The sequence below is a fragment of the Pseudomonas sp. BF-RE-25 genome (genome assembly GCF_019956105.1).
Lineage (GTDB): Bacteria > Pseudomonadota > Gammaproteobacteria > Pseudomonadales > Pseudomonadaceae > Aquipseudomonas > Aquipseudomonas migulae.
The window spans coordinates 150151-169850 of sequence record NZ_JAHBDB010000022.1; the positions used below are offsets into that span (position 1 = coordinate 150151).

General features: G+C 58.9%; 21 protein-coding genes. 10 read left to right on the forward strand and 11 right to left on the reverse strand.

Features of this window, described 5'->3' with window-relative positions:
• The first annotated feature begins 2 nt into the window (after positions 1-2).
• From livM to KGB24_RS12130, 4 genes are all read left to right on the forward strand, one after another.
• Entirely contained in the window at positions 3-1286 is a 1284-nt protein-coding gene (gene livM, locus KGB24_RS12115; RefSeq protein WP_008035387.1) for a high-affinity branched-chain amino acid ABC transporter permease LivM, read from the forward strand.
• Complete coding sequence (locus tag KGB24_RS12120; protein WP_008035389.1) at positions 1283-2158, forward strand: ABC transporter ATP-binding protein; 876 nt, start codon at positions 1283-1285, stop codon at positions 2156-2158. The genes livM and KGB24_RS12120 overlap by 4 nt, the downstream gene beginning before the upstream one ends.
• Complete coding sequence (locus tag KGB24_RS12125) at positions 2155-2871, forward strand: ABC transporter ATP-binding protein (protein WP_223414883.1); 717 nt, start codon at positions 2155-2157, stop codon at positions 2869-2871. The genes KGB24_RS12120 and KGB24_RS12125 overlap by 4 nt, the downstream gene beginning before the upstream one ends.
• An 839-nt stretch (positions 2872-3710) precedes the next feature.
• Entirely contained in the window at positions 3711-4475 is a 765-nt protein-coding gene (locus KGB24_RS12130) for an SDR family oxidoreductase (protein ID WP_223414886.1), read from the forward strand.
• Between the two features lie 87 nt (positions 4476-4562).
• Here KGB24_RS12130 and KGB24_RS12135 read toward each other — a convergent pair whose 3' ends face one another.
• The 7 genes from KGB24_RS12135 to KGB24_RS12165 form a co-directional block, all read right to left on the reverse strand.
• Complete coding sequence (locus KGB24_RS12135) at positions 4563-5690, reverse strand: AGE family epimerase/isomerase (protein ID WP_223414889.1); 1128 nt, start codon at positions 5688-5690, stop codon at positions 4563-4565.
• A gap of 192 nt (positions 5691-5882) precedes the next feature.
• Positions 5883-6455 (reverse strand): HupE/UreJ family protein, encoded by a 573-nt coding sequence (locus tag KGB24_RS12140; protein ID WP_192226939.1) that lies wholly within the window; start codon positions 6453-6455, stop codon positions 5883-5885.
• 34 nt (positions 6456-6489) lie between these two features.
• The gene (gene ureG, locus KGB24_RS12145) at positions 6490-7104 is read right to left on the reverse strand and encodes an urease accessory protein UreG (protein WP_008035409.1); all 615 of its coding nucleotides are present in this window, start codon (positions 7102-7104) and stop codon (positions 6490-6492) included.
• Between the two features lie 23 nt (positions 7105-7127).
• On the reverse strand, positions 7128-7802 hold the full coding sequence (locus KGB24_RS12150; RefSeq protein ID WP_223414892.1) for an urease accessory protein UreF: 675 nt from the start codon (positions 7800-7802) through the stop codon (positions 7128-7130).
• Positions 7799-8299, reverse strand: a complete 501-nt coding sequence (gene ureE, locus KGB24_RS12155; protein ID WP_008035414.1) for an urease accessory protein UreE — start codon at positions 8297-8299, stop codon at positions 7799-7801. The genes KGB24_RS12150 and ureE overlap by 4 nt, the downstream gene beginning before the upstream one ends.
• A gap of 372 nt (positions 8300-8671) precedes the next feature.
• Positions 8672-9304 carry a TetR family transcriptional regulator gene (locus KGB24_RS12160; protein ID WP_008035416.1) on the reverse strand — a complete coding sequence of 211 codons (633 nt, stop codon included), beginning with the start codon at positions 9302-9304 and terminating at the stop codon, positions 8672-8674.
• A gap of 157 nt (positions 9305-9461) precedes the next feature.
• A complete protein-coding gene (locus tag KGB24_RS12165) occupies positions 9462-10016 on the reverse strand; it encodes a hypothetical protein (RefSeq protein WP_192226941.1) in 555 nt (184 codons plus the stop codon).
• A 387-nt stretch (positions 10017-10403) separates the two neighbouring features.
• On the opposite strand from KGB24_RS12165, the gene KGB24_RS12170 reads away from it, so the two are divergent.
• Positions 10404-12473, forward strand: coding sequence for an AsmA family protein (locus KGB24_RS12170; protein ID WP_223414893.1), 2070 nt, complete (start codon positions 10404-10406; stop codon positions 12471-12473).
• A 75-nt stretch (positions 12474-12548) separates the two neighbouring features.
• Here KGB24_RS12170 and KGB24_RS12175 read toward each other — a convergent pair whose 3' ends face one another.
• From KGB24_RS12175 to KGB24_RS12185, 3 genes are all read right to left on the reverse strand, one after another.
• Entirely contained in the window at positions 12549-13211 is a 663-nt protein-coding gene (locus KGB24_RS12175) for a hypothetical protein (protein ID WP_223414895.1), read from the reverse strand.
• Between the two features lie 80 nt (positions 13212-13291).
• A complete protein-coding gene (locus tag KGB24_RS12180) occupies positions 13292-14062 on the reverse strand; it encodes a hypothetical protein (RefSeq protein ID WP_223414897.1) in 771 nt (256 codons plus the stop codon).
• Between the two features lie 237 nt (positions 14063-14299).
• The gene (locus tag KGB24_RS12185) at positions 14300-15271 is read right to left on the reverse strand and encodes a LysR substrate-binding domain-containing protein (RefSeq protein WP_223414900.1); all 972 of its coding nucleotides are present in this window, start codon (positions 15269-15271) and stop codon (positions 14300-14302) included.
• 108 nt (positions 15272-15379) lie between these two features.
• Here KGB24_RS12185 and KGB24_RS12190 point away from each other — a divergent pair, with 108 nt between their 5' ends.
• The 3 genes from KGB24_RS12190 to KGB24_RS12200 all read left to right on the forward strand — a co-directional run bounded on the left by KGB24_RS12190 (position 15380) and on the right by KGB24_RS12200 (position 17323).
• The gene (locus tag KGB24_RS12190; RefSeq protein WP_223414902.1) at positions 15380-16018 is read left to right on the forward strand and encodes an FMN-dependent NADH-azoreductase; all 639 of its coding nucleotides are present in this window, start codon (positions 15380-15382) and stop codon (positions 16016-16018) included.
• Entirely contained in the window at positions 16019-16324 is a 306-nt protein-coding gene (locus KGB24_RS12195) for a DMT family transporter (RefSeq protein ID WP_008031171.1), read from the forward strand.
• Positions 16325-16432: 108 nt separating this feature from the next.
• On the forward strand, positions 16433-17323 hold the full coding sequence (locus KGB24_RS12200; protein ID WP_223414904.1) for an esterase/lipase family protein: 891 nt from the start codon (positions 16433-16435) through the stop codon (positions 17321-17323).
• 97 nt (positions 17324-17420) lie between these two features.
• On the opposite strand, the gene KGB24_RS12205 is transcribed toward KGB24_RS12200, so the two are convergent.
• The gene (locus KGB24_RS12205) at positions 17421-18308 is read right to left on the reverse strand and encodes a DMT family transporter (RefSeq protein ID WP_223414906.1); all 888 of its coding nucleotides are present in this window, start codon (positions 18306-18308) and stop codon (positions 17421-17423) included.
• Between the two features lie 96 nt (positions 18309-18404).
• Here KGB24_RS12205 and KGB24_RS12210 point away from each other — a divergent pair, with 96 nt between their 5' ends.
• Positions 18405-19199 (forward strand): AraC family transcriptional regulator, encoded by a 795-nt coding sequence (locus KGB24_RS12210; protein ID WP_223414908.1) that lies wholly within the window; start codon positions 18405-18407, stop codon positions 19197-19199.
• Between the two features lie 64 nt (positions 19200-19263).
• Positions 19264-19569: a PsiF family protein gene (locus KGB24_RS12215; RefSeq protein WP_223414910.1), complete on the forward strand. Its 306-nt coding sequence runs from the start codon at positions 19264-19266 to the stop codon at positions 19567-19569.
• The last annotated feature ends 131 nt before the right edge of the window (positions 19570-19700 follow it).

Consider the following 19700-nt stretch of genomic DNA (forward strand, 5'->3'; position numbering starts at 1 on the left):
CGATGTCTTCAACCACTAAAAAAACCATTGATCTCAAAAGAAGCCTGGTTGACGCGATTCTTGCCGGTCTTGTTGCCCTCATCGTGTTCGGCCCGATTGTTGGCATAGTCCTCGACGGCTACGGCTTCAATCTGGAAACGACCCGAGTGGCGTGGATTGTCGCCATTGTCATGGCCGGCCGCTTTGCCTTGAGCCTGTTCCTGCAAACGCCGAAAGGCCTGAGAATTCTCGAAGGCTTTGAAACCACCGGTTCGGGGGTTCATGTACTGGCACCCGATTACAAATCCCGGCTGCGCTGGATCATCCCGCTGATGATCGTCATCGCCGTGGTGTTCCCGTTTTTCTCCAACTCCTACCTGCTGGGCGTGGTCATCCTCGGGTTGATCTACGTGCTGCTCGGGCTTGGTCTGAACATCGTGGTTGGCCTGGCCGGTCTGCTTGACCTCGGTTACGTGGCGTTCTACGCCATCGGCGCCTATGGGTTGGCACTCGGTTATCAATACCTGGGGCTGGGTTTCTGGACGGTGCTGCCACTGGCGGCGATCACGGCGGGGCTGGCCGGTTGCATCCTCGGTTTCCCGGTGTTGCGCCTGCACGGTGACTACCTGGCGATCGTGACCCTGGGCTTCGGTGAAATCATCCGCTTGATCCTCAATAACTGGCTGACCCTGACCGGTGGCCCAAACGGTATGCCGGCGCCCCTGCCAACCTTCTTCGGCCTCGAGTTCGGCAAAAGGGCGAAGGACGGTGGTGTTCCGTTCCACGAGTTTTTCGGCATCGCCTATAACCCTGACGTGAAGTACTACTTCATCTACGCGGTATTGTTCCTGGTCGTGCTGGCCGTGCTGTACATCAAGCACCGCCTGACTCGCATGCCGGTAGGTCGCGCCTGGGAAGCCTTGCGTGAAGATGAAATCGCCTGCCGTTCCATGGGTCTGAACCACGTGCTGGTCAAGCTTTCCGCGTTCACCATCGGTGCGTCGACGGCCGGCCTCGCTGGCGTGTTCTTCGCCACCTACCAGGGCTTCGTCAACCCGACCTCGTTCACCTTCTTTGAATCGGCCCTGATCCTCGCCATCGTGGTACTCGGCGGCATGGGCTCGACCATCGGCGTGGTTATCGCAGCCTTCGTGCTGACGGTGGCCCCGGAACTGCTGCGTGGCTTCGCGGAATACCGCGTGCTGCTGTTCGGCATCCTGATGGTGTTGATGATGATCTGGCGACCGCGCGGCCTGATTCGGATTAGCCGTACCGGTGTGACCCCGCGTAAAGGAGTAGCGCCATGAGCGAAGTCGTACTCTCGGTCGAGAAGCTGATGATGCACTTCGGCGGCATCAAGGCGTTGAACGATGTCAGCCTGAAGGTCAAGCGCAACTCGATCTTCGCCTTGATCGGCCCCAACGGCGCCGGCAAGACCACCGTGTTCAACTGCCTGACCGGGTTCTACAAGGCCTCGGGCGGCAAGATCGAACTCAACGTGCGCGGCGAGCGCACCGATGTCATCAAAATGCTCGGTGAGCCGTTCAAGGCGACTGATTTTGTATCGCCGAAAAGCTTCATCAGCCGGCTCCACTACAAGATGTTCGGTGGCACTCACCTGGTGAACCGTGCCGGCCTGGCGCGGACCTTCCAGAACATTCGCCTGTTCAAGGAAATGTCGGTGCTGGAAAACCTGCTGGTGGCCCAACACATGTGGGTCAACCGCAGCATGCTCGCGGGTATCCTCAACACCAAGGGCTATCGCAAGGCTGAAAGCGATGCGCTGGACCACGCCTTCTACTGGCTGGAAGTGGTGGACCTGGTGGATTGCGCCAACCGTCTGGCCGGTGAGTTGTCCTACGGCCAGCAGCGTCGTCTGGAGATTGCGCGGGCCATGTGCACCCGGCCGCAAATCATCTGCCTCGACGAACCGGCCGCCGGCCTCAACCCTCAGGAAACCGAAGCGCTGAGCGCGATGATCCGGCTGCTGCGCGACGAGCACGATCTGACCGTGGTGCTGATCGAACACGACATGGGCATGGTTATGAGCATTTCCGACCACATCGTGGTGCTGGACCACGGCGTCGTCATCGCCGAGGGTGGCCCCGAGGCGATTCGCAACGATCCGAAAGTGATTGCAGCCTACCTGGGCGCCGATGAAGAGGAGGTGGTGCTATGAGCAAACCGATCCTCGAACTCAAAGACCTGGACGTGTTTTACGGCCCGATCCAGGCCCTGAAAAAAGTCTCGATGCACATCAACGAAGGGGAAACCGTCAGCCTCATCGGCTCCAACGGCGCGGGCAAGTCGACCCTGCTGATGTCGATCTTCGGTCAGCCGCGCGCGGCAGACGGGCAGATCCTCTATCAGGGCGTGGACATTACCCATAAGTCGTCGCACTACATTGCATCGAACGGCATTGCACAATCACCGGAAGGCCGGCGCGTGTTCCCCGACATGACCGTCGAGGAAAACCTGCAGATGGGCACCATCCCGATTGGTGACAAGTACGCCAAGGAAGACATGCAACGCATGTTCGAGCTGTTTCCGCGTCTCGAAGAGCGGCGGACCCAGCGGGCCATGACCATGTCCGGTGGCGAGCAGCAAATGCTCGCCATCGCCCGTGCGTTGATGAGCCGGCCGAAACTGCTGTTGCTCGATGAACCGAGCCTGGGGCTCGCACCGATTGTGGTGAAACAGATCTTTGCCACCCTGCGGGAACTGGCCAAGACCGGCATGACCATCTTTCTGGTCGAGCAGAACGCCAACCACGCCCTGCGGTTGTCGGATCGGGCATACGTGATGGTCAACGGCGAGATCCGCCTCAGTGGCACCGGCAAGGAGTTGCTGGTGAACGAAGAGGTGCGTAACGCTTATCTCGGCGGGCATTGAGTCCTGTTGAAATACCCAAAGCCCCGACGAGCAATCGTCGGGGCTTTTTTCATCCTGAATTCACCACAATCTCGTGTAGGAGCGAGCTTGCTCGCGAAGGTTTTCCGGGTGACACGTTTATCCAGAATGTTCGCGTTATCGTTGACGTCCATCGCGAGCAAGCTCGCTCCTACAGGTGTTTTCCAGAATTGTGGAAAACAAATTTGCCAAGCTCTCAAAGCGCGACATAAAGCCGCTGCAAATAGTTGTTTTGTCACGGTTTTGACTTGTCCCCGTTTGCTGTGGAACTGGCTGTGAATAACGTGGGAGTAGCTGGCTGAGAGCCTTTTAAATCGTGGCCTGTAGCGATGTGGTTGTTTTTTGATCAGGCGTTTTTGCCGGGCTTGAGGTCAGCGTTGTCAACCTTTTTATTGGTTGCGAAAGTGGCCTCAAACACACGAGGGAAGCCTGTGGATAAGTCTGTGGTTAAACTCTGGAAAGACTCGGCTAAGGGCCGTAGTTACTGGCTTGGCGCCATCGTTGGCAAACCCGGTCAATCGTGCAAAATGCCTTGGGCTACACAGCCAGCACTTCAGGGTCAAGCGAAAAACTTTATGATCTGCCCGCAAAGCCTTGTGCACAGCGGCTTCCAGCTTTTTCACTTGCCCCCGGAAACTGTGGACCGGCCTGTGGATAACGTGCGCGTACATAGCTACAGGCCACGGTGTATATGGCGTTGCTCGCGTTGGTTGTTTTTCGTACAGATTTTCTGATAGTTGCCGCTGTCGGCAAGGCCGGGCATGCTGCCAGCTGATTTTCTAATCCAATGGCGGCCCGTCGGCCGAAGCAAGGAGAACACGATGTCCAACACCCTGTTTATTACCGGCGCGACTTCCGGTTTTGGCGAAGCCTGTGCCCGTCGTTTTGCCGAGGCTGGCTGGAAACTGGTGCTGACAGGTCGTCGTGAAGAGCGCCTCAATGCCTTGTGCGCCGAGTTGTCGAAGCAGACCGAGGTCCATGCCCTGGTGCTCGACGTGCGTGATCGCAAGGCCATGGAGGAGGCGATTGCCAACCTGCCACCATCCTTCGCCAAGCTGCGCGGGTTGATCAATAACGCTGGCCTGGCGCTTGGCGTGGACCCGGCGCCGAAGTGCGATCTTGATGATTGGGACACCATGGTCGACACCAACATCAAGGGCCTGATGTACAGCACTCGCCTGCTGTTGCCGCGTCTGATCGCCCATGGCCGTGGCGCCGGCATCATCAACCTCGGTTCCATTGCCGGCAACTACCCGTATCCGGGCAGCCACGTGTATGGCGCGAGCAAGGCCTTCGTCAAACAGTTCTCCCTGAACCTGCGCTGCGACCTGCAAGGCACGGGCGTTCGCGTCAGCAACATCGAGCCGGGCCTGTGTGAGAGTGAGTTCTCGCTGGTGCGCTTTGCCGGTGACCAGGAGCGTTACAACGCGACCTACGCCGGTGCCGAGGCGATCCAGCCGCAAGACATCGCCGAGACCATTTTCTGGGTGCTCAATGCGCCGGCGCACATCAACATCAACAGCCTCGAGTTGATGCCGGTGAGCCAGACGTGGGCCGGGTTTGCGATTGAGCGTAACAAGGCGTAAGACCGCGTAATAGCCAATCGCCGGCAAGCCGGCTCCTACAGGTTCACCTTTGTAGGAGCCGGCTTGCCGGCGATAGCGATCTTTCAGTTAACGAAGATAGTCGGCCAGCCCGCCATAGCAGGTCGCCAAATGATAAGGCGTGGTAGACGGCATATCCTGCCGGCTCACTTCACCGTTCTCGTCACGACACTCATACCAACCGCGCGCATGCAAAGAACGCTGTTGCAGCGCCTGCAACTGGTGCAGTACCGATGCCCCGCTGTCCGGGCGTAGCGTCAACGCACGCAGGTATTCAGCCTGAGCCCAGATGCGTTGGGTGGCATCTTTCGAATGCCCGTCGAGCGTGAGCATCGCGCGCACGGCGCCACTCGATTGATCGACGCCCAGTTTCTCGGTGAACGCAAAGGCGCGCTCCACAGAGGCGTGCAGTTTCGAACCGCGCAACAGCGGCGAAGACTCCAGCAGGAAATACCATTCGAACTGGTGTCCCGGTTCAAACCAGTTATCCACAGACCCCAGCGGCTTTTCCATCAGCACACTGTGTTGCGGATCGATAAAGCGTTGTTGCATGGCTGTGCATAACTCGACGAGCGCACGCTGCACGGCGAGGTCTTCACGCACTGATAGCGTGGCAAGAAACGCTTCGGCGAGGTGCATCAGCGGGTTTTGCAGCGGCCCGGTATTCAGCAACGACCAATCACGCTCAAGGCAGGCTTCGTACAAGCCGTCGCCCGAGCTGAAGCGCTGATCAAGCACTTCCAGCACCGCGTTGAGCACCGACTCCACCAGCGGTTCGCGAACCTTGTCCCAGTAATGGGCGCAGGCGAAGAGGATGAAGGCGTGGGTGTAGAGATCTTTGCGTTGATCCAGCGGTGCGCCCTGCGGGTCGATGCTGTAGAACCAGCCACCGTGTTCGGCATCGTGGAAATGTTGCTGCAACGAGCGGAACAACGCAGCCGCACGCTCTTTCGCGCCCGGCACCTGGCCGATCAGGCTGGAAAACAGATACAGCTGCCGCGCGCAGGCCATGGCCCGGTAGCGTTGCGGTGGCAAGGGATGATGCTCGGCATCCAGTGCTTCGTAGGGCAGCGCCAGTTCGGCATTCCAGCCGGGGCCTTGCCAGAGGGGCACGATCACGTCCTGGAAATGCTGTTGCACCGCGGCAAACAGAGCGGTCAATTCAGGCTGGGAAGCGGAGCGGGGAGCATGAGGCATTGGCTGGCGTCGTCACGGCAGGGTCGAATGCGCGACATGTTATCAGGCCTGAGAGATGTGGTGTCTGTCAGGCCGTCTTCGCGGGCAAGCCTCGCTCCTACAGGATTTGCGTCGGATCGCGATAATGTGAACGACGCAAATCCTGTAGGAGCGAGGCTTGCTCGCGAAGAGGCCATCACAGGCAAAACCAAATCAACCCGCCAACAACCACACCCCGGTCGCCGCCGAAGCCGCACCCGCCAGACGAACCAGCGGCGCCGCTGCTTGCGGCAACACGCGAACCAGCGCATAACCCGCCGCATGCAATGCCGCTGTCGCCGCCACAAAACCCGCGGCATACGCCCAAGGGCTAGACATGTCCGGCAATTCCAGCCCATGCGCCACGCCATGGAACAACGCAAACAACGCCGTCGCACCCACCGCCACGCTCAGTGGCGGGCGTACCGCCAGCGCCACCGCGAGCCCCAGCGCCAGTACCGACGCCGCAATCCCGCTTTCCAGCGCTGGCAGGTTCAGCCCTTCAAAACCGAGCAAGCCGCCGATCAGCATGGTGCCAACGAACGTGCACGGCAGCGCCCAGCGTGCAGCGCCTTTCTGCTGTGCCGCCCACAGCCCGACGGCAACCATCGCCAGCAAGTGATCAAGGCCGCCGATCGGGTGGCTGATGCCGGCGATCAAGCCATTGTCGCCGTGACCGGGGTGGGCGAAGGCGATGGCCGGAGTCAGCAGCAGGGCCATGGCGCCCAGGATGCGTTTAAGTGTCATGGATAAGCTTCCTTGTTGATAAGTTTGATCGGAATCAGGCTGCGGTCAGCAGGCCCTGGCGCTCGATGAAGGCGATGATTTCTTCCAGGCCCAGCCCGGTTTTCTGGTTGCTGAAGACAAACGGTTTGCCGTTGCGCATGCGCTTCGTGTCGCTGTCCATCATCGAAAGCGACGCACCTACCAGCGGAGCGAGGTCGACTTTGTTGATCACCAGCAGGTCGGATTTGCAGATCCCCGGCCCACCCTTGCGCGGCAGCTTGTCGCCCGCCGAGACGTCGATTACGTAAATCGTCAGGTCGGACAATTCCGGGCTGAACGTGGCCGAAAGGTTGTCGCCTCCAGATTCCACCAGAATCAGGTCCAGCCCCGGAAAGCGTCGGTTCAGTTGGTCCACGGCTTCGAGGTTGATCGAGGCATCTTCGCGGATCGCCGTGTGCGGGCAGCCGCCGGTTTCCACGCCGATGATCCGTTCCGGCGCCAGGGCCTGGTTGCGTACCAGAAAATCGGCGTCTTCGCGGGTGTAGATGTCGTTGGTCACGACCGCCAGGTTGTAGCGCTCGCGCAACGCCAGGCACAGGGCCAGCGTCAGGGCGGTTTTGCCGGAACCGACCGGGCCGCCGATGCCGACGCGCAGAGGTTGTGTGTTCATGCGATTCTCCAAAATAACAGGCCCTAGGAACGGAACAGACGGCTGTACTGGCGCTCATGGGCCATGCACGCCAGGGACAGGCCGAAAGCGGCGCTGCCATAGTGGTCGGGGGTGATTCGGGTGGCGTCCTGCTGGGCTTGTTGCAGCAGCGGCAGCAGTTCGCTGGTCAGGCGTTGCGCGGCTTGCTGGCCCAGCGGCAGGGTTTTCATCAGCACCGCCAACTGGTTTTCCAGCCAGCTCCAGAGCCACGCGGCCAGCGCGTCTTGCGGGCTGATGTGCCAGGCGCGTGCGGCCAGCGCCCAGCCGAGGGCCAAATGCGGTTCGGGGCGTTGTTCGAGAAAGGCGCGGGCCGGTGCATCGAGTTCCGGCAAGCCATTGAGCAGTTGCTGTAAGGAGTAGCCCATCTGTCGGCTCTCCTGATGCAACTCGCGGGTTTCCCGGCTGGCGCGGTGTTCTTCGCAGCGTTGCAGCAGTTCGGCCCAGTTTTCTGCGGCGGCGGCCACGCAATGGGCGAGCAGCAGGGGCGCCTCGAAGCGTGCCAGGTTCAGCAGCAATTGATCGCTGATCCAGCGACGGGCGCTGTCTGAATCACTTACCCGGCCGTTATCCACCGCCATTTCCAGACCTTGGGAATAGCTGTAGCCGCCAATCGGCAATTGCGGACTGGCCAGGCGCAACAGCGCCCAGGCCGGGTTCATTGGCGCACGCCGAATTGGTGCAGTTTTGGCGGGTAGTTGAAGTCTTCGTCGCCGTGCCGCGAGTGGTGATGGCCACCGCCATAGGCGCCGTGTTCCGGCTGGAACGGTGCTTCGATGTTTTCGACCTTGGCTTCAAGTTGTTCGAGCATGGCCTTGAGCACGTAGTCGTCGAGCAGGCGCAACCAGCCATCACCGACTTGCAGGGCGACGTGGCGATTGCCCAGGTGATAGGCCGCGCGGGTCAGTTCGAAGGCGTTGGCGCAGGTGACGTGCAGCAGTTGTTCGGGGCGGGCGCAGACGCGGACGATGCGACCGTCTTCAGCCTGCAGGCATTCGCCATCAGTGAGGGGCGACTGACCGCGCTCCAAAAACAACCCGACGTCTTCACCCTCGGCACTGAAACAGCGCAAACGGCTTTTGCTCCGGGCTTCGAAGGTCAGGTGCAACTCGGCGGCCCAGACGGGTTGAGGGTCGATTCTGCGATGAATCACCAGCATCGGAAAGCTTCCAGCTATGGACAATAGTCAGGCTAGAGCAAGGGGCTTGCCAATCGGCGCAAGTGTAGGAAATGCCTGTCGGCGCATGGAGGGCGTTTCAGTTTGTTGCGGCAATTTGGTGCGGGGCTGGGGAAGGCGCACCAAATGACGGCGCAGGGTGTGCTCCATGTTGTCCATAACGCAGCGAGCGCCGCAAATCCTTTGTAGGAGCCGGCTTGCCGGCGATAGCGGTCGGCCAGACGACATCTTTATTGGCTGAAGGGCGCCATCGCTGGCAAGCCAGCTCCTACAAGGGAGGTGGTGGTTCAGATGCACCGTGTTGTCTGAATCGCCAGCAAGCCGGCTCCTGCAGGAAGTCGGCGCGCAGGAGGGTTATTCCGTGCTGCCCAGGCCTTGCCAGTGTTTGAGGCCGATGAAGATAAAGCGCAGCTGCTGAGTGATTTTCGCCTGTGGTGTCAGATGCGCGGGCAACGCCTCGGCCGGCGGATCAATGATTTCCGGCAGGGTTGCAAACACGCTTTTGACGATGAGATCGGCCATGACACTCAGACCGGCGATGTCCAGGTGTTGCAGTTTCGGCATCAAGGACAAATCGGCCGCGAGGTCCGAGCTGATGTCTTCGCGCAAGCGACCGATGGCCAGGCGCACCGGTAGCGAACCGCCGTACTGCTCGCGGGCCAGAAACAGGAATTGCGAACGATTGGCCGACACCACGTCGAGAAAAATCCGCACCGAGGCATCGATGATGCCGCCCATGACGAACTCGTTGTGACGCACCAGGCGGATGGTTTCGCGGAAGGTTTGTCCGACTTCGCTCACCAGCACCAGGCCCAGTTCATCCATATCGGCGAAATGCCGGTAGAAACCGGTGGGGACGATGCCGGCGGTTTTCGCCACTTCGCGCAGGCTCAGGCTGCCGAATCCTCGGCCGCACTCCATCAAATGGCGGGCAGCGTCCATCAAGGCGTTGCGGGTTTGTTGTTTCTGTTCGGCGCGGGGCAGCATCGCAAGGGTGTTTTCTGGACAAGACAGCGGCGCACTCTAGCAAATCGGCTTTGCTGGCGTCGAACGACTATCGGGAGTGATGCGAGGGAATGCGTGGCTTCTATAAAGTCAAAAGCCCAATCCGTGGATTGGGCTTTTTTTCAAGGCCGCCATGGGCTTAGCTCACAGCGCTGTTGCGTTCGATTACACGGTCACCACCACCTTCAGCCAGGGTTTGGCCTTGTGGGGTACGGTCGGAACCGTCGGCAGCCAGGGTTTGGCCTTGTGGAGTGCGGTCGGAACCGTCAGCAGCCAGGGTTTGGCCTTGTGGAGTGCGGTCGGAACCGTCAGCAGCCAGGGTTTGGCCTTGTGGGGTGCGGTCGGAACCGTCAGCAGCCAGGGTTTGGCCTTGTGGGGTGCGGTCGGAGCCGTCGGCAGCCAGGGTTTGGCCTTGTGGGGTGCGGTCGGAACCGTCGGCAGCCAGGGTTTGGCCTTGTGGGGTGCGATCAGAACCGTCAGCGGCCAGGGTTTGACCTTGTGGAGTGCGGTCCGAACCATCTTGAGTGATCAGGCCTTTTTCTTTCAGGCGATCATTACCACCTTCGGCAACGGTTTGACTGAACACCGAGTGGCTGTCTTTCACTTGTGGGGTGGCCTGGTCAGCGGCTGGCAGGGCGAAAGCGGTGCTGGCCAGCATGGAGAGGGTAAGGCTAAACAGTAGTTGGCGTTTCATGATCATGTGCTCCGTGGGAGGGCGGCAAGTGGGTACGAGGGCAATGCTACTCTCGATAAGTCGATATAAAAGTTCATAAACGCAATGGTAATAATCAACAGAATTGATTGTTCCGTGCGAAGGCTCTAGACCGGGCCTTTCCGGCGGATGTTTTCGCACTGATGTGGGTATTTTCTACTCACGTGCGTCGCACAAAAGTGCGGGGTCGGTAACGCCGGATTTCGAGTGCAGGGTGTCCCCGACCGATTATTTGAACGTTAAGCCGCATTTCGATTAAACCTGCGCGCCGTTTCCCAGTCCTAGGCTTCATGCCAGGCCGGTTCTGGCCTGGGGTTTCACACGCGCGTCGCGGTCAGGGCGCTCAGTCGTATTCAGGAGCCCTGTGCAATGACGCGCACCCCGAAAATTTTTGCCTGGACCTTTGCCAGCCTGGTTGTGTTACTGGCGATACTGGTTCTGATCATCGCGTTCTTCGATTGGAACCGGATCAAACCGACCCTCAACGCCAAAGTCTCCGAAGAGCTGCACCGCCCGTTCGCTATTAATGGCGACCTGTCGGTGGTCTGGCGGCGTGAGCTTGACGAAGGTGGATGGCGCGCCTGGGTGCCGTGGCCGCATGTGGTGGCGCAAGACCTGAGCCTCGGCAACCCGGACTGGTCGAAGCAGCCGCAGATGGTCTCGCTCAAACGCGTCGAGCTGCGCATTTCGCCGCTGGCCTTGTTGGCGCAACGGGTGACGATCCCGCGCATTGACTTGACCGAGCCGAACGCAGACCTCCAGCGCCTGGCCGATGGCCGCGCCAACTGGACCTTCAAGTTCGACCCGAAAGACCCGAACGCCAAACCGTCCAGTTGGGTGGTCGACATCGGCGCGATTGGTTTCGACAAAGGCCATGTCACCCTCGACGACCAGAGCCTGAAAACGCAGCTCGACCTGATCATCGACCCGCTTGGCAAACCGATCCCGTTCAGCGACATCGTCGGCGAAAAAGCCGCGAAAACTGAGCAGGAGAAGGGCGCGGCTCCCCAGGATTACGCGTTTTCACTGAAGGTCAAAGGCCAATACCACGGCCAGAAACTGGCAGGCGAAGGCAAGATCGGCGGCCTGCTGGCCTTGCAGGATTCGGCCCGGCCGTTCCCGCTTCAGGCCCAAGTCAAGATTGCCGACACCAGCGTCGAGCTCGCCGGTACGCTGACCGATCCACTCAACCTTGGTGCGCTGGACCTGCGGCTGAAACTGGCCGGCAGTAGCCTGGGCAACCTCTATCCGCTGACCGGCGTGACCCTGCCGGATACACCGCCCTACGCCACCGACGGCCACTTGATCGCCAAACTGCATGAGCCGGGCGGCGCGGTGTTCCATTACGAAGCGTTCAACGGCAAGATCGGCGAGAGCGACATCCATGGCAGCCTGGCCTACGTCGCCAGTCAGCCTCGGCCGAAACTCAGCGGTTCGCTGCTCTCCAATCAACTGTTGTTTACCGACCTTGCGCCCTTGATCGGCGCCGACTCCAACGCCAAGCAAAAGGCCCGAGGCGGCGAAAGCAAGCAGCCGGCGGACAAGGTGTTACCGGTCGAAGAGTTCAAGACCGAGCGCTGGCGCGACATGGACGCTGACGTCGAATTTACCGGCAAGCGCATCGTCCACAGTGAAAAACTGCCGTTCAATGACCTCTACACGCACCTGGTGCTGACCGACGGCGTGCTCAGCCTCGAACCCCTGCGTTTCGGCGTGGCCGGCGGCAAACTGGATGCGCAGATTCGCCTGAACGGTCGCACCGAACCGCTGGAAGGCAACGCCAAGCTGACCGGGCGCGGTTTCAAGCTCAAGCAGCTGTTCCCGACTTTTGAACCGATGAAGACCAGTTTCGGCGAGCTCAATGGCGATGCCGACATCAGTGGTCACGGCAACTCGGTGGCCAAGCTGCTGGGAACGGCCAATGGCAATCTGAAGATGCTGATCAACGACGGTGCCATCAGCCGCGAGTTGATGGAACTGGCCGGGCTCAACGTTGGCAACTACGTGGTCGGTAAAATCTTTGGCGACAAAGAAGTGAAGATCAATTGCGCGGCGGCCGACTTCGACATCAAGACTGGCCTGGCCACCACTCGGTTGTTTGTCTTTGATACCGAGAACGCGATCATCTACATCGATGGCACGGCGAACATGGCCACTGAGCAACTGGACCTGACCATCACCCCGGAATCCAAGGGCTGGCGCCTGATTTCCCTGCGTTCGCCGCTGTACGTGCGAGGCAAGTTCATCAAGCCGGACGCTGGCGTTAAAGCGGTGCCGCTGTTGCTGCGCGGGGCGGGGATGGTGGCCTTGGGCGTGATTGCGGCGCCGGCGGCGGGGTTACTGGCGCTGGTGGCGCCGAGTGGTGGTGAGCCGAATCAGTGTGCGCCGTTGCTGGAGCAGATGAAGGCGGGCAAGGCGCCGAAAACGGTCAAAAACTGACCCCGCCTGAACGGTTTAATCGCTTTCGAACTGATGATTCGAGAGCGATTAAACCAGGGGAAAATTTCAGTTCAATCAGTTTGGTGTGGGGATATGTAGCAGGTCCGTACTGATTTTTTTTCCCAGTTTATTGATAACCGTATTTCTGACTTCGTTGTATTGAAGCTCATCCAGTGAGCTACGTAACAATCGAATGTTGGTTTTTCCATCGTTGATTGACTTCAGCACTGGTTTGTCAAGGATGTCGATATCAATCACGGTGGGTGTTTTGAAGGATAGTTGCAGTGTTAACAAGGTTTTGTCTTTGCGAACAATATTCAACAGCGTGTGTGTTCCACCGGCAGCCGCAGAGCCGTTGGCGCTGAGTTTGTCGATAATTGTTTTAATGGCCAATGAGTCGCGCGCGAGTTTCTTTAGTCGCGAAAAAGCGTTGGTCAGTATTTGTCGTTCGTTGTGTGGTAGAGCGCTTCCTGCGCTCTGAGTCAAGAGTTCCAGCAAGCTTGAATTGTCAAACGCAGTACGCTGTGTCTCTCGACTGTTTATGACCCACTTGAACTTGCTCACGATGTCTGTGTAGGTTAACCACGACGCTTCTCGATCACCACTGCGCTGCGTCGCCACCAGTTCTGCATAGAGGCTTGAATTTAAAATATCGTTCTTGAACTTGTCAGAGTGAGTGCCGCAAAAAATAGTAATGTTGCCATTGACAAGATATACATCGAATGTGGATGTATCCATGATTGTCTCCGGGCGCAGCCTATGCGCGGAAAAGTTATTTAAATCGACAATTATTTGTCGATTTAAATATTCATAGGTGATTAAAAGTCAGGAAGGTCTTTGATGAATTTTTTCCCGGCTTCCGTGAACTTCGCATAAAGATCGGAGCGCAGTCCCGAGAAAGTCTGAGCATCCAGATAGGTGCGTACAGCTCCTGTTTTTATGGTGGTGCTCTGCTGGGTGGACTTCCAGAACAGAATGCCACGCGTGCTTTCCCGTGCATCCAGGGAGATGCAATTGAGGAGCATGTTTGGTTGATTGTTTTTATCGACCCAAACCGGAGCGATATCAAATTTTGCCTGCGTACCGGTTTTCCTGTTCCGGTCAAAGATCTGAATGGCGCCGGGGTCTTTTTGCACGGCGCCGACGGCCAGTTGCGCAACGTTTGCCAAGATTGCGGCAGGGCCCGCTCCGATCAGTGCGGTTGCGACGTGAAGGGCAACCTGATCCATGGTCAGGCCAATCTTTCGGATGGTGACAGTTTCCATGTTTTTGTTTTGAACAACCCAGCCAAGTTTGTCCAGGCCACCCACATAGTATTTGTACCATTCGAAGAGCTGTGCATCTTCAGGGTATAGTTTGGTTGCGGCATTTTGCATCACTAACTTGCACAGATTAACATCGTCGATAATTTGCTGTGAAACGCCTGGCAAGAATGCATCGATCGTATCAGGCATGACACTAGCGGTTGGCTTGTTGATGTCGTGTGGAGGCGCGTTGGTCAGTGAGCGAGGTGTGATGATCAGTTCATTCGAAACCGCTGGCAGTGGTGGCAGGGAGTCAATAAATTCAAGTCGTTCTTCCAAATGCATGGGTATAGTCCTTTATAAGTTTATTTAAGCAACCATTGGGTTGTGGTTGTTAGAATAAGTCCATGCTGGAAAATGTCTATTCAGTGTTTGTAACCTTAGGTTTGAAGGGTGGTTAGTTGTTGGTTGAATTCTTGTGGCTATTTTGGTGATAAGAATTTAGTTGTCGTTTATAAGTATTTCAATGTATTGGCCATATTGTCGGCATGCTCTTCTTTCTGAGCCAGATCGGGTCTTACATTACTGATGTTCTGAATGATCAAGTGACAAGCGCGGCGAAAAGTTTGATGTGATTTGCGATCTTGGCAACAGGCCAGACAATCGGGCTTCCTCCTGCAACCACGCAAAAAATGCCCGCACCGGCGGATGGCGTTCACGACCCGGTACGCACAGCGCGCTGTAGCCGGCGCCATTCACCTGAATGTCACTCCGGTAAGCCACCAACAAACCGCTGGCCACGCTCTCGGACACCAGGATATTGCTCGCCAGTACCAGGCCTTGTCCGGCGATCGCTGCTTGCAGCGCGTAATGCTCTTCGTCGTATTCGCGGACCGCCGGGTTTGCCGTCAGCCAGGTTTCTGCAGACTGCGAGCACCACGCCTCCCAGCCATGGGCATACAGCTTCGAGTTGTGCCAGCGCACGCTGATCAACGTCGGTGCGCGGATGCTGGCCTGTGCAACCTGTTCCGGCGAGCCATAAACGCCGAATGATTCATCGAACAGGCACAGACCATAAAGGTTCGGGTAGTCATCGAGGCTATAGCGCACCACCAGATCGACGCTGGCGTCCTGATGCAAATCGATGACTTCGCAATGGGTGTCCAGCCGCACGCTGATGTTCGGATGCCGGGCGTAAAAACGCCCCAGTCGCGGTACCAGCCACAACGCAGCAAAAGCGGCGGTGGTGGAGATTGTCAGGCTGGTGCCGCTGCGTTGCGGGCGCAAGGTGTCGACGCTTTGCGCCACTTCCAGAAAAGCGCCGTGCAGGCTGTGGAACAGACGCTCGCCGCATTCGGTCAGGCGCACTTGCCGTGGTAGTCGCTCGAACAGTGGCACGCCGAGCCAGGTTTCCAGCGAGCGGATCTGGTGGGAAACCGCCGTTGGTGTCACCGACAGTTCTTCGGCGGCGGCCTTGAAACTCAGCAGGCGTGAGGCGGATTCGAAGGCGCGCAGGGCGGTCAGTGGCAGCGAGGCAAACATTGAACACTCCATGGATGAAATTAATTCATCCCGGCTGATTTTTGCTCATTTGAGGCGAGACGGTCGCGGGCACAAGCTGCATGCCACACGCGGTTTGAGTTTAGTCCTCAGGAGATTCAGATGAACACAATTCTTGCCATTCACGCCAGCCCACGGGGCGAACGTTCCCACTCCCGTCGCCTGGCCGAAGTGTTTCTTGGCGCCTGGCAGGCCCGCCATCCGCAAGCGCAACTGACTCGCCGCGAAGTCGGACGGGCGTTGATTCCTCCGGTCAACGAAGCGTTTGTGGCCGCCGCGTTTTACCCCGAGCCCGAGGCGCGGCCGCTGACGATGCAGGCCGACCTCGCGTTCAGCGATGAACTGGTCGCCGAGTTGCTGGGCCACGATCTGCTGCTGATTTCCACGCCGATGCACAACTTCAGCGTGCCCAGCGGCCTCAAGGCGTGGATCGATCAAATCGTGCGGCTCGGGCTGACCTTCAATCACACGCTGGACAATGGTGTCGCGCAATACGAGCCGTTGGTGCACGGCAAGAAAGCGCTGATCGTCACCAGCCGTGGCGGGTTCGGTTTCGGTCCCGGTGGTGAACTGGAAGCCTTGAACCATGCCGATACGCTGTTGCGCACGGCGCTGGGGTTTATCGGCATTACCGACGTGACCGTCGTGGCCGCCGAGGGTGAGGAATCCGCCGAGCGCACCTTCGAGATCTCCGTCGCCGAGGCCGAGCAGCGTTTGTTGACGCTGGCCAGGGAGTGCTAGATGGCCTGGGTGTTTTTGCTGATCGCCGCCGGGTTCGAAGTCACCTTTGCCATGGGCATGAAGTATGCCGAAGGCTTCACCCGGCTCTGGCCGTCGCTGATCACGGTAGTGGCGGCGGTGGGCGGGATTTACTTCCTGACCCTGGCGATGCGCGAATTGCCGGTGAGCATCGCTTACCCGATCTGGACCGCTATCGGTTCGCTGGGCACGGTGTTTCTCGGGTTTGCGTTGCTCGGCGAAAGCCTGACGGCAGTCAAACTGGTATCGGTCGGGTTGATCGTGGCGGGGGTGGCGGGGCTGAAATAGAGCGGATGTCATAGACTGGTCGTCGAGCTGTCACATTCGATGTCGATGCTGGGCTGATGTCTTGTATTCAGCCTTGCGTCACCTCACCGATCACAAGGACGTTTGCCCATGTCGCAAGGTTCTGCCACGCGTTATCCGTTGGTGCTGGTCCCGGGAATGCTCGGGTTTATCCGTCTGGTGCTTTATCCGTACTGGTACGGGATCGTGGCGGCGTTGCGCCAGGGAGGGGCGACGGTGATTGCGGTTCAGGTGTCGCCGCTGCACTCGACTGAAGTGCGCGGTGAACAATTGCTGGCGCGGATCGATGAAATCCTGCGCGAAACCGGTGCCGAGAAGGTCAACCTGATCGGCCACAGCCAAGGCTCGCTGACCGCCCGTTATGCCGCCGCCAAACGCCCGGATCGCGTGGCTTCCGTGACCTCGGTGGCCGGCCCCAATCACGGCTCGGAACTGGCGGATTACTTGCACAAACATTACCCGGCGGACAGCGCGAGGGGGCGGTTGCTGGCGTTTTTTCTTCGACTCATCGGTATCTTGATGAGTTGGCTGGAGACGGGTTATCGCGGGCCGAAGCTGCCGGTGGACATCCACGCGTCCCATGAATCGCTGACGACGGCGGGAGTGGCGCTGTTCAACCAACGTTATCCACAGGGCTTGCCTGAAACATGGGGCGGGCACGGGCCGGAAGAGGTCAACGGTGTGCGCTATTACTCGTGGTCCGGCACGTTGCAGCCAGGCAAGACTGATCGCGGGCGCAATCTGTTCGACGGGACGAATCGCAGTTGTCGGCTGTTTGCCAAAACCTTCGTGCGTGAAGTCGGGCATTGCGACGGGATGGTCGGGCGTTACAGCTCACATCTGGGCACGGTGATTGGCGATGAGTATCCGCTGGATCACTTTGACATCGTCAACCAATCGTTGGGGTTGGTGGGGAAGGGGGCCGAACCGATCCGGTTGTTTGTCGAGCATGCGGCGCGGTTGAAGGCGGCGGGGGTTTAGCCGTCAGACCGCATTATCGTTCTTCGCGGGCAAGCCTCGCTCCTACAGGGACAGCGCATGAACTGTAGGAGCGAGGCTTGCCCGCGAAGGCGTCAGATCAGGCGACGCTAACCTTACGCCCCAACACCATGGTCCAACGCTCCGAAACAATCACCCCACCCAACGTCAACATCCCGCCCACCAGGTGATACATCGCCAATTGCTCATGCAACACCAGCGCGGCAATCAATGCGGTAATCACCGGCAGCAAATTGAAAAACAGCGTCGTCCGGCTCGGTCCCAGACGCACCACGGCCTGCATCCATGCGAGCGGCGCAACCATCGACGCCAGCAGGCAGGCGTACAGCACCAGCGGAATGTTTTGCAGCGTCGGACCGATTTTCGGCGACACGGCGAACAACGGAAACAGCACCACCACCGCCACCCACACCTGCAGATACAACAACACCAGCGGCGGCAAACGCAGCTGCCATTTTTTCAGCAGCGTGCTGTAAATCGCATAGGCCAGCGTGGCGATCAGCATCATTGCATCGCCCAGGTTCACCCCGTGCTCAAGCAATGCACTGAGGCTGCCGGACGACACCACCACCAACACACCGCCAAACGACAACACCGCACCGGCCAGCGCACCGGCGGTCAGGCGCTGGCCCAGGCTGACGATGGCCATGGCCAGCGACATCAACGGCATCAGCGACAGGATGATGCCCATGTTGGTGGCGGAGGTCAGCGTCGCCGCGAAGTACGCCAGGCTCTGATAAACCGCCATGCCCAGCACGCCGAGGATGAAAATCTTCCACAGGTTCGGGCGGATGGCCGACCAATGGGCGATCACCGGTTTGAGCATAAAGGGCGTGAACAACAATCCGGCCAGCAGCCAGCGGTAAAAACCGATCTCCGCCGGGAAGATCGCCCCGGCCGACATTTTGGTGATCACGGTATTGCCAGCCCAAATGAAAATGGCCAGCAGGGGATAAGCGTATTGCATCAGGAACAACCAGAACGTTAATGAGGGAGAATTATCGCCTGTCCGGATGCAAGCCTATACTGCGATCCAGACAACCTGACCCTGATGACAGACAGCATGAACAGCAAACACATCGACCTGCTGGATTTCAGCGAGTTGCCCGCGCCGGTGTACTTCCGCTACGCCGACTTCAATAGCCACGAATATGCCTCGGCCCACCGTCACCCCTGGGGCACGCTGGAGTATTCGGCCAACGGTGTGTTGCACATGGAAATCGGCAGCAGCCGTTTCATGTCGCCGCCGCAATATGCCGTGTGGGTGCCGCCGCAGATCGAACACAGTTTCTACAGCAATCAACCGATCAACTACCGCGCCGTCTGCCTGGCGCCGGCGCTGTGCCACGAACTGCCGAAGCAGGCCTGCACCCTGGCGATCAGCGACATCCTCAAGGCAATCCTCAAGGACTTCGCCGCCCGTGACGTGAAAATTCCCGAGCAAGAGACCGACCAACGCCTTGCCCAAGTGCTGGTGGATCAGCTGCAGCAGGCGCCCATTCACCAATGCTACTTGCCCTACGCCAGCAGTCCCGGGCTGCTCGGTATTCTGGAAGCCTTGCAGGTTGAGCCCGGAGATAACCGGCCGTTGTCGGCATGGGCCGAGCAGATTCACGTCAGCGAGCGCACCCTGGCGCGGCAGTTTGTGCGCGAGTTGGGCATGAGTTTCGGCGAATGGCGGCAGCGTTTGCGTTTTCTGGCGGCGATCGAAGCACTGGACAGCCATCGCAGCATTCAGGAAATCGCCTTCGACATGGGCTACAGCACCGGGTCGGCGTTTATCGCCATGTTCCAGCGCCAGGCCGGGTGTACGCCGGAGCAGTATCGCCGAAGCCATCTGCCGGGCAGGAAGCTGTAACAGGCTTTGTCTACACTCCAGAGCGAGGCCGTGCCCCTCGGTGCGGCAACAAGGAGAAAACTCCATGAAGATGTTGCGTGTCCCTTTGTTGATGATCGGTTTGCTGCTCTGCTCCCAGGGCTTCGCCGCCACAGCCCAACAGAACAAGATGACTACCTGCAATGCCGACGCTACCGCGAAAAGCCTCAAGGGCGATGAGCGCAAAGCCTTCATGAGCACCTGCCTTAAAGCCGCACCCGCCGCCAATGACGCGAAAGCCCTGACGCCTCAGCAAGAGAAGATGAAACCCTGCAATGCCGATGCCGCGACCAAGGCGCTCAAGGGTGATGAGCGCAAGGCGTTCATGAGTGATTGCCTGAAGAAAAAATAAACGGATTTGCGGGGATTGTGAGGGCCCCATCGCGAGCAGGCCAGAGCGCTGCAGAAATCACCTCTGCCCCCGACCAACGTCGCCCCACACAATCCCTAGTGCTGACACCCGAACGCTGGCAGACTGCCAAT

Excerpts from the sequence above, each read along its gene's own strand:
- KGB24_RS12185 (WP_223414900.1), bottom strand. The coding sequence starts at position 15,271 with ATGGAGTGTTCAATGTTTGCCTCGCTGCCACTGACCGCCCTGCGCGCC.
- KGB24_RS12165 (WP_192226941.1), bottom strand. The coding sequence starts at position 10,016 with ATGAAACGCCAACTACTGTTTAGCCTTACCCTCTCCATGCTGGCCAGC.
- KGB24_RS12210 (WP_223414908.1), top strand. The coding sequence starts at position 18,405 with ATGAACAGCAAACACATCGACCTGCTGGATTTCAGCGAGTTGCCCGCG.
- ureE (WP_008035414.1), bottom strand. The coding sequence starts at position 8,299 with ATGCTGGTGATTCATCGCAGAATCGACCCTCAACCCGTCTGGGCCGCC.
- KGB24_RS12140 (WP_192226939.1), bottom strand. The coding sequence starts at position 6,455 with ATGACACTTAAACGCATCCTGGGCGCCATGGCCCTGCTGCTGACTCCG.
- KGB24_RS12160 (WP_008035416.1), bottom strand. The coding sequence starts at position 9,304 with ATGCTGCCCCGCGCCGAACAGAAACAACAAACCCGCAACGCCTTGATG.
- KGB24_RS12175 (WP_223414895.1), bottom strand. The coding sequence starts at position 13,211 with ATGGATACATCCACATTCGATGTATATCTTGTCAATGGCAACATTACT.
- KGB24_RS12180 (WP_223414897.1), bottom strand. The coding sequence starts at position 14,062 with ATGCATTTGGAAGAACGACTTGAATTTATTGACTCCCTGCCACCACTG.
- KGB24_RS12130 (WP_223414886.1), top strand. The coding sequence starts at position 3,711 with ATGTCCAACACCCTGTTTATTACCGGCGCGACTTCCGGTTTTGGCGAA.
- KGB24_RS12150 (WP_223414892.1), bottom strand. The coding sequence starts at position 7,802 with ATGAACCCGGCCTGGGCGCTGTTGCGCCTGGCCAGTCCGCAATTGCCG.
- KGB24_RS12215 (WP_223414910.1), top strand. The coding sequence starts at position 19,264 with ATGAAGATGTTGCGTGTCCCTTTGTTGATGATCGGTTTGCTGCTCTGC.
- KGB24_RS12195 (WP_008031171.1), top strand. The coding sequence starts at position 16,019 with ATGGCCTGGGTGTTTTTGCTGATCGCCGCCGGGTTCGAAGTCACCTTT.
- KGB24_RS12205 (WP_223414906.1), bottom strand. The coding sequence starts at position 18,308 with ATGCAATACGCTTATCCCCTGCTGGCCATTTTCATTTGGGCTGGCAAT.
- KGB24_RS12125 (WP_223414883.1), top strand. The coding sequence starts at position 2,155 with ATGAGCAAACCGATCCTCGAACTCAAAGACCTGGACGTGTTTTACGGC.
- ureG (WP_008035409.1), bottom strand. The coding sequence starts at position 7,104 with ATGAACACACAACCTCTGCGCGTCGGCATCGGCGGCCCGGTCGGTTCC.
- KGB24_RS12200 (WP_223414904.1), top strand. The coding sequence starts at position 16,433 with ATGTCGCAAGGTTCTGCCACGCGTTATCCGTTGGTGCTGGTCCCGGGA.
- livM (WP_008035387.1), top strand. The coding sequence starts at position 3 with ATGTCTTCAACCACTAAAAAAACCATTGATCTCAAAAGAAGCCTGGTT.
- KGB24_RS12190 (WP_223414902.1), top strand. The coding sequence starts at position 15,380 with ATGAACACAATTCTTGCCATTCACGCCAGCCCACGGGGCGAACGTTCC.
- KGB24_RS12120 (WP_008035389.1), top strand. The coding sequence starts at position 1,283 with ATGAGCGAAGTCGTACTCTCGGTCGAGAAGCTGATGATGCACTTCGGC.
- KGB24_RS12170 (WP_223414893.1), top strand. The coding sequence starts at position 10,404 with ATGACGCGCACCCCGAAAATTTTTGCCTGGACCTTTGCCAGCCTGGTT.
- KGB24_RS12135 (WP_223414889.1), bottom strand. The coding sequence starts at position 5,690 with ATGCCTCATGCTCCCCGCTCCGCTTCCCAGCCTGAATTGACCGCTCTG.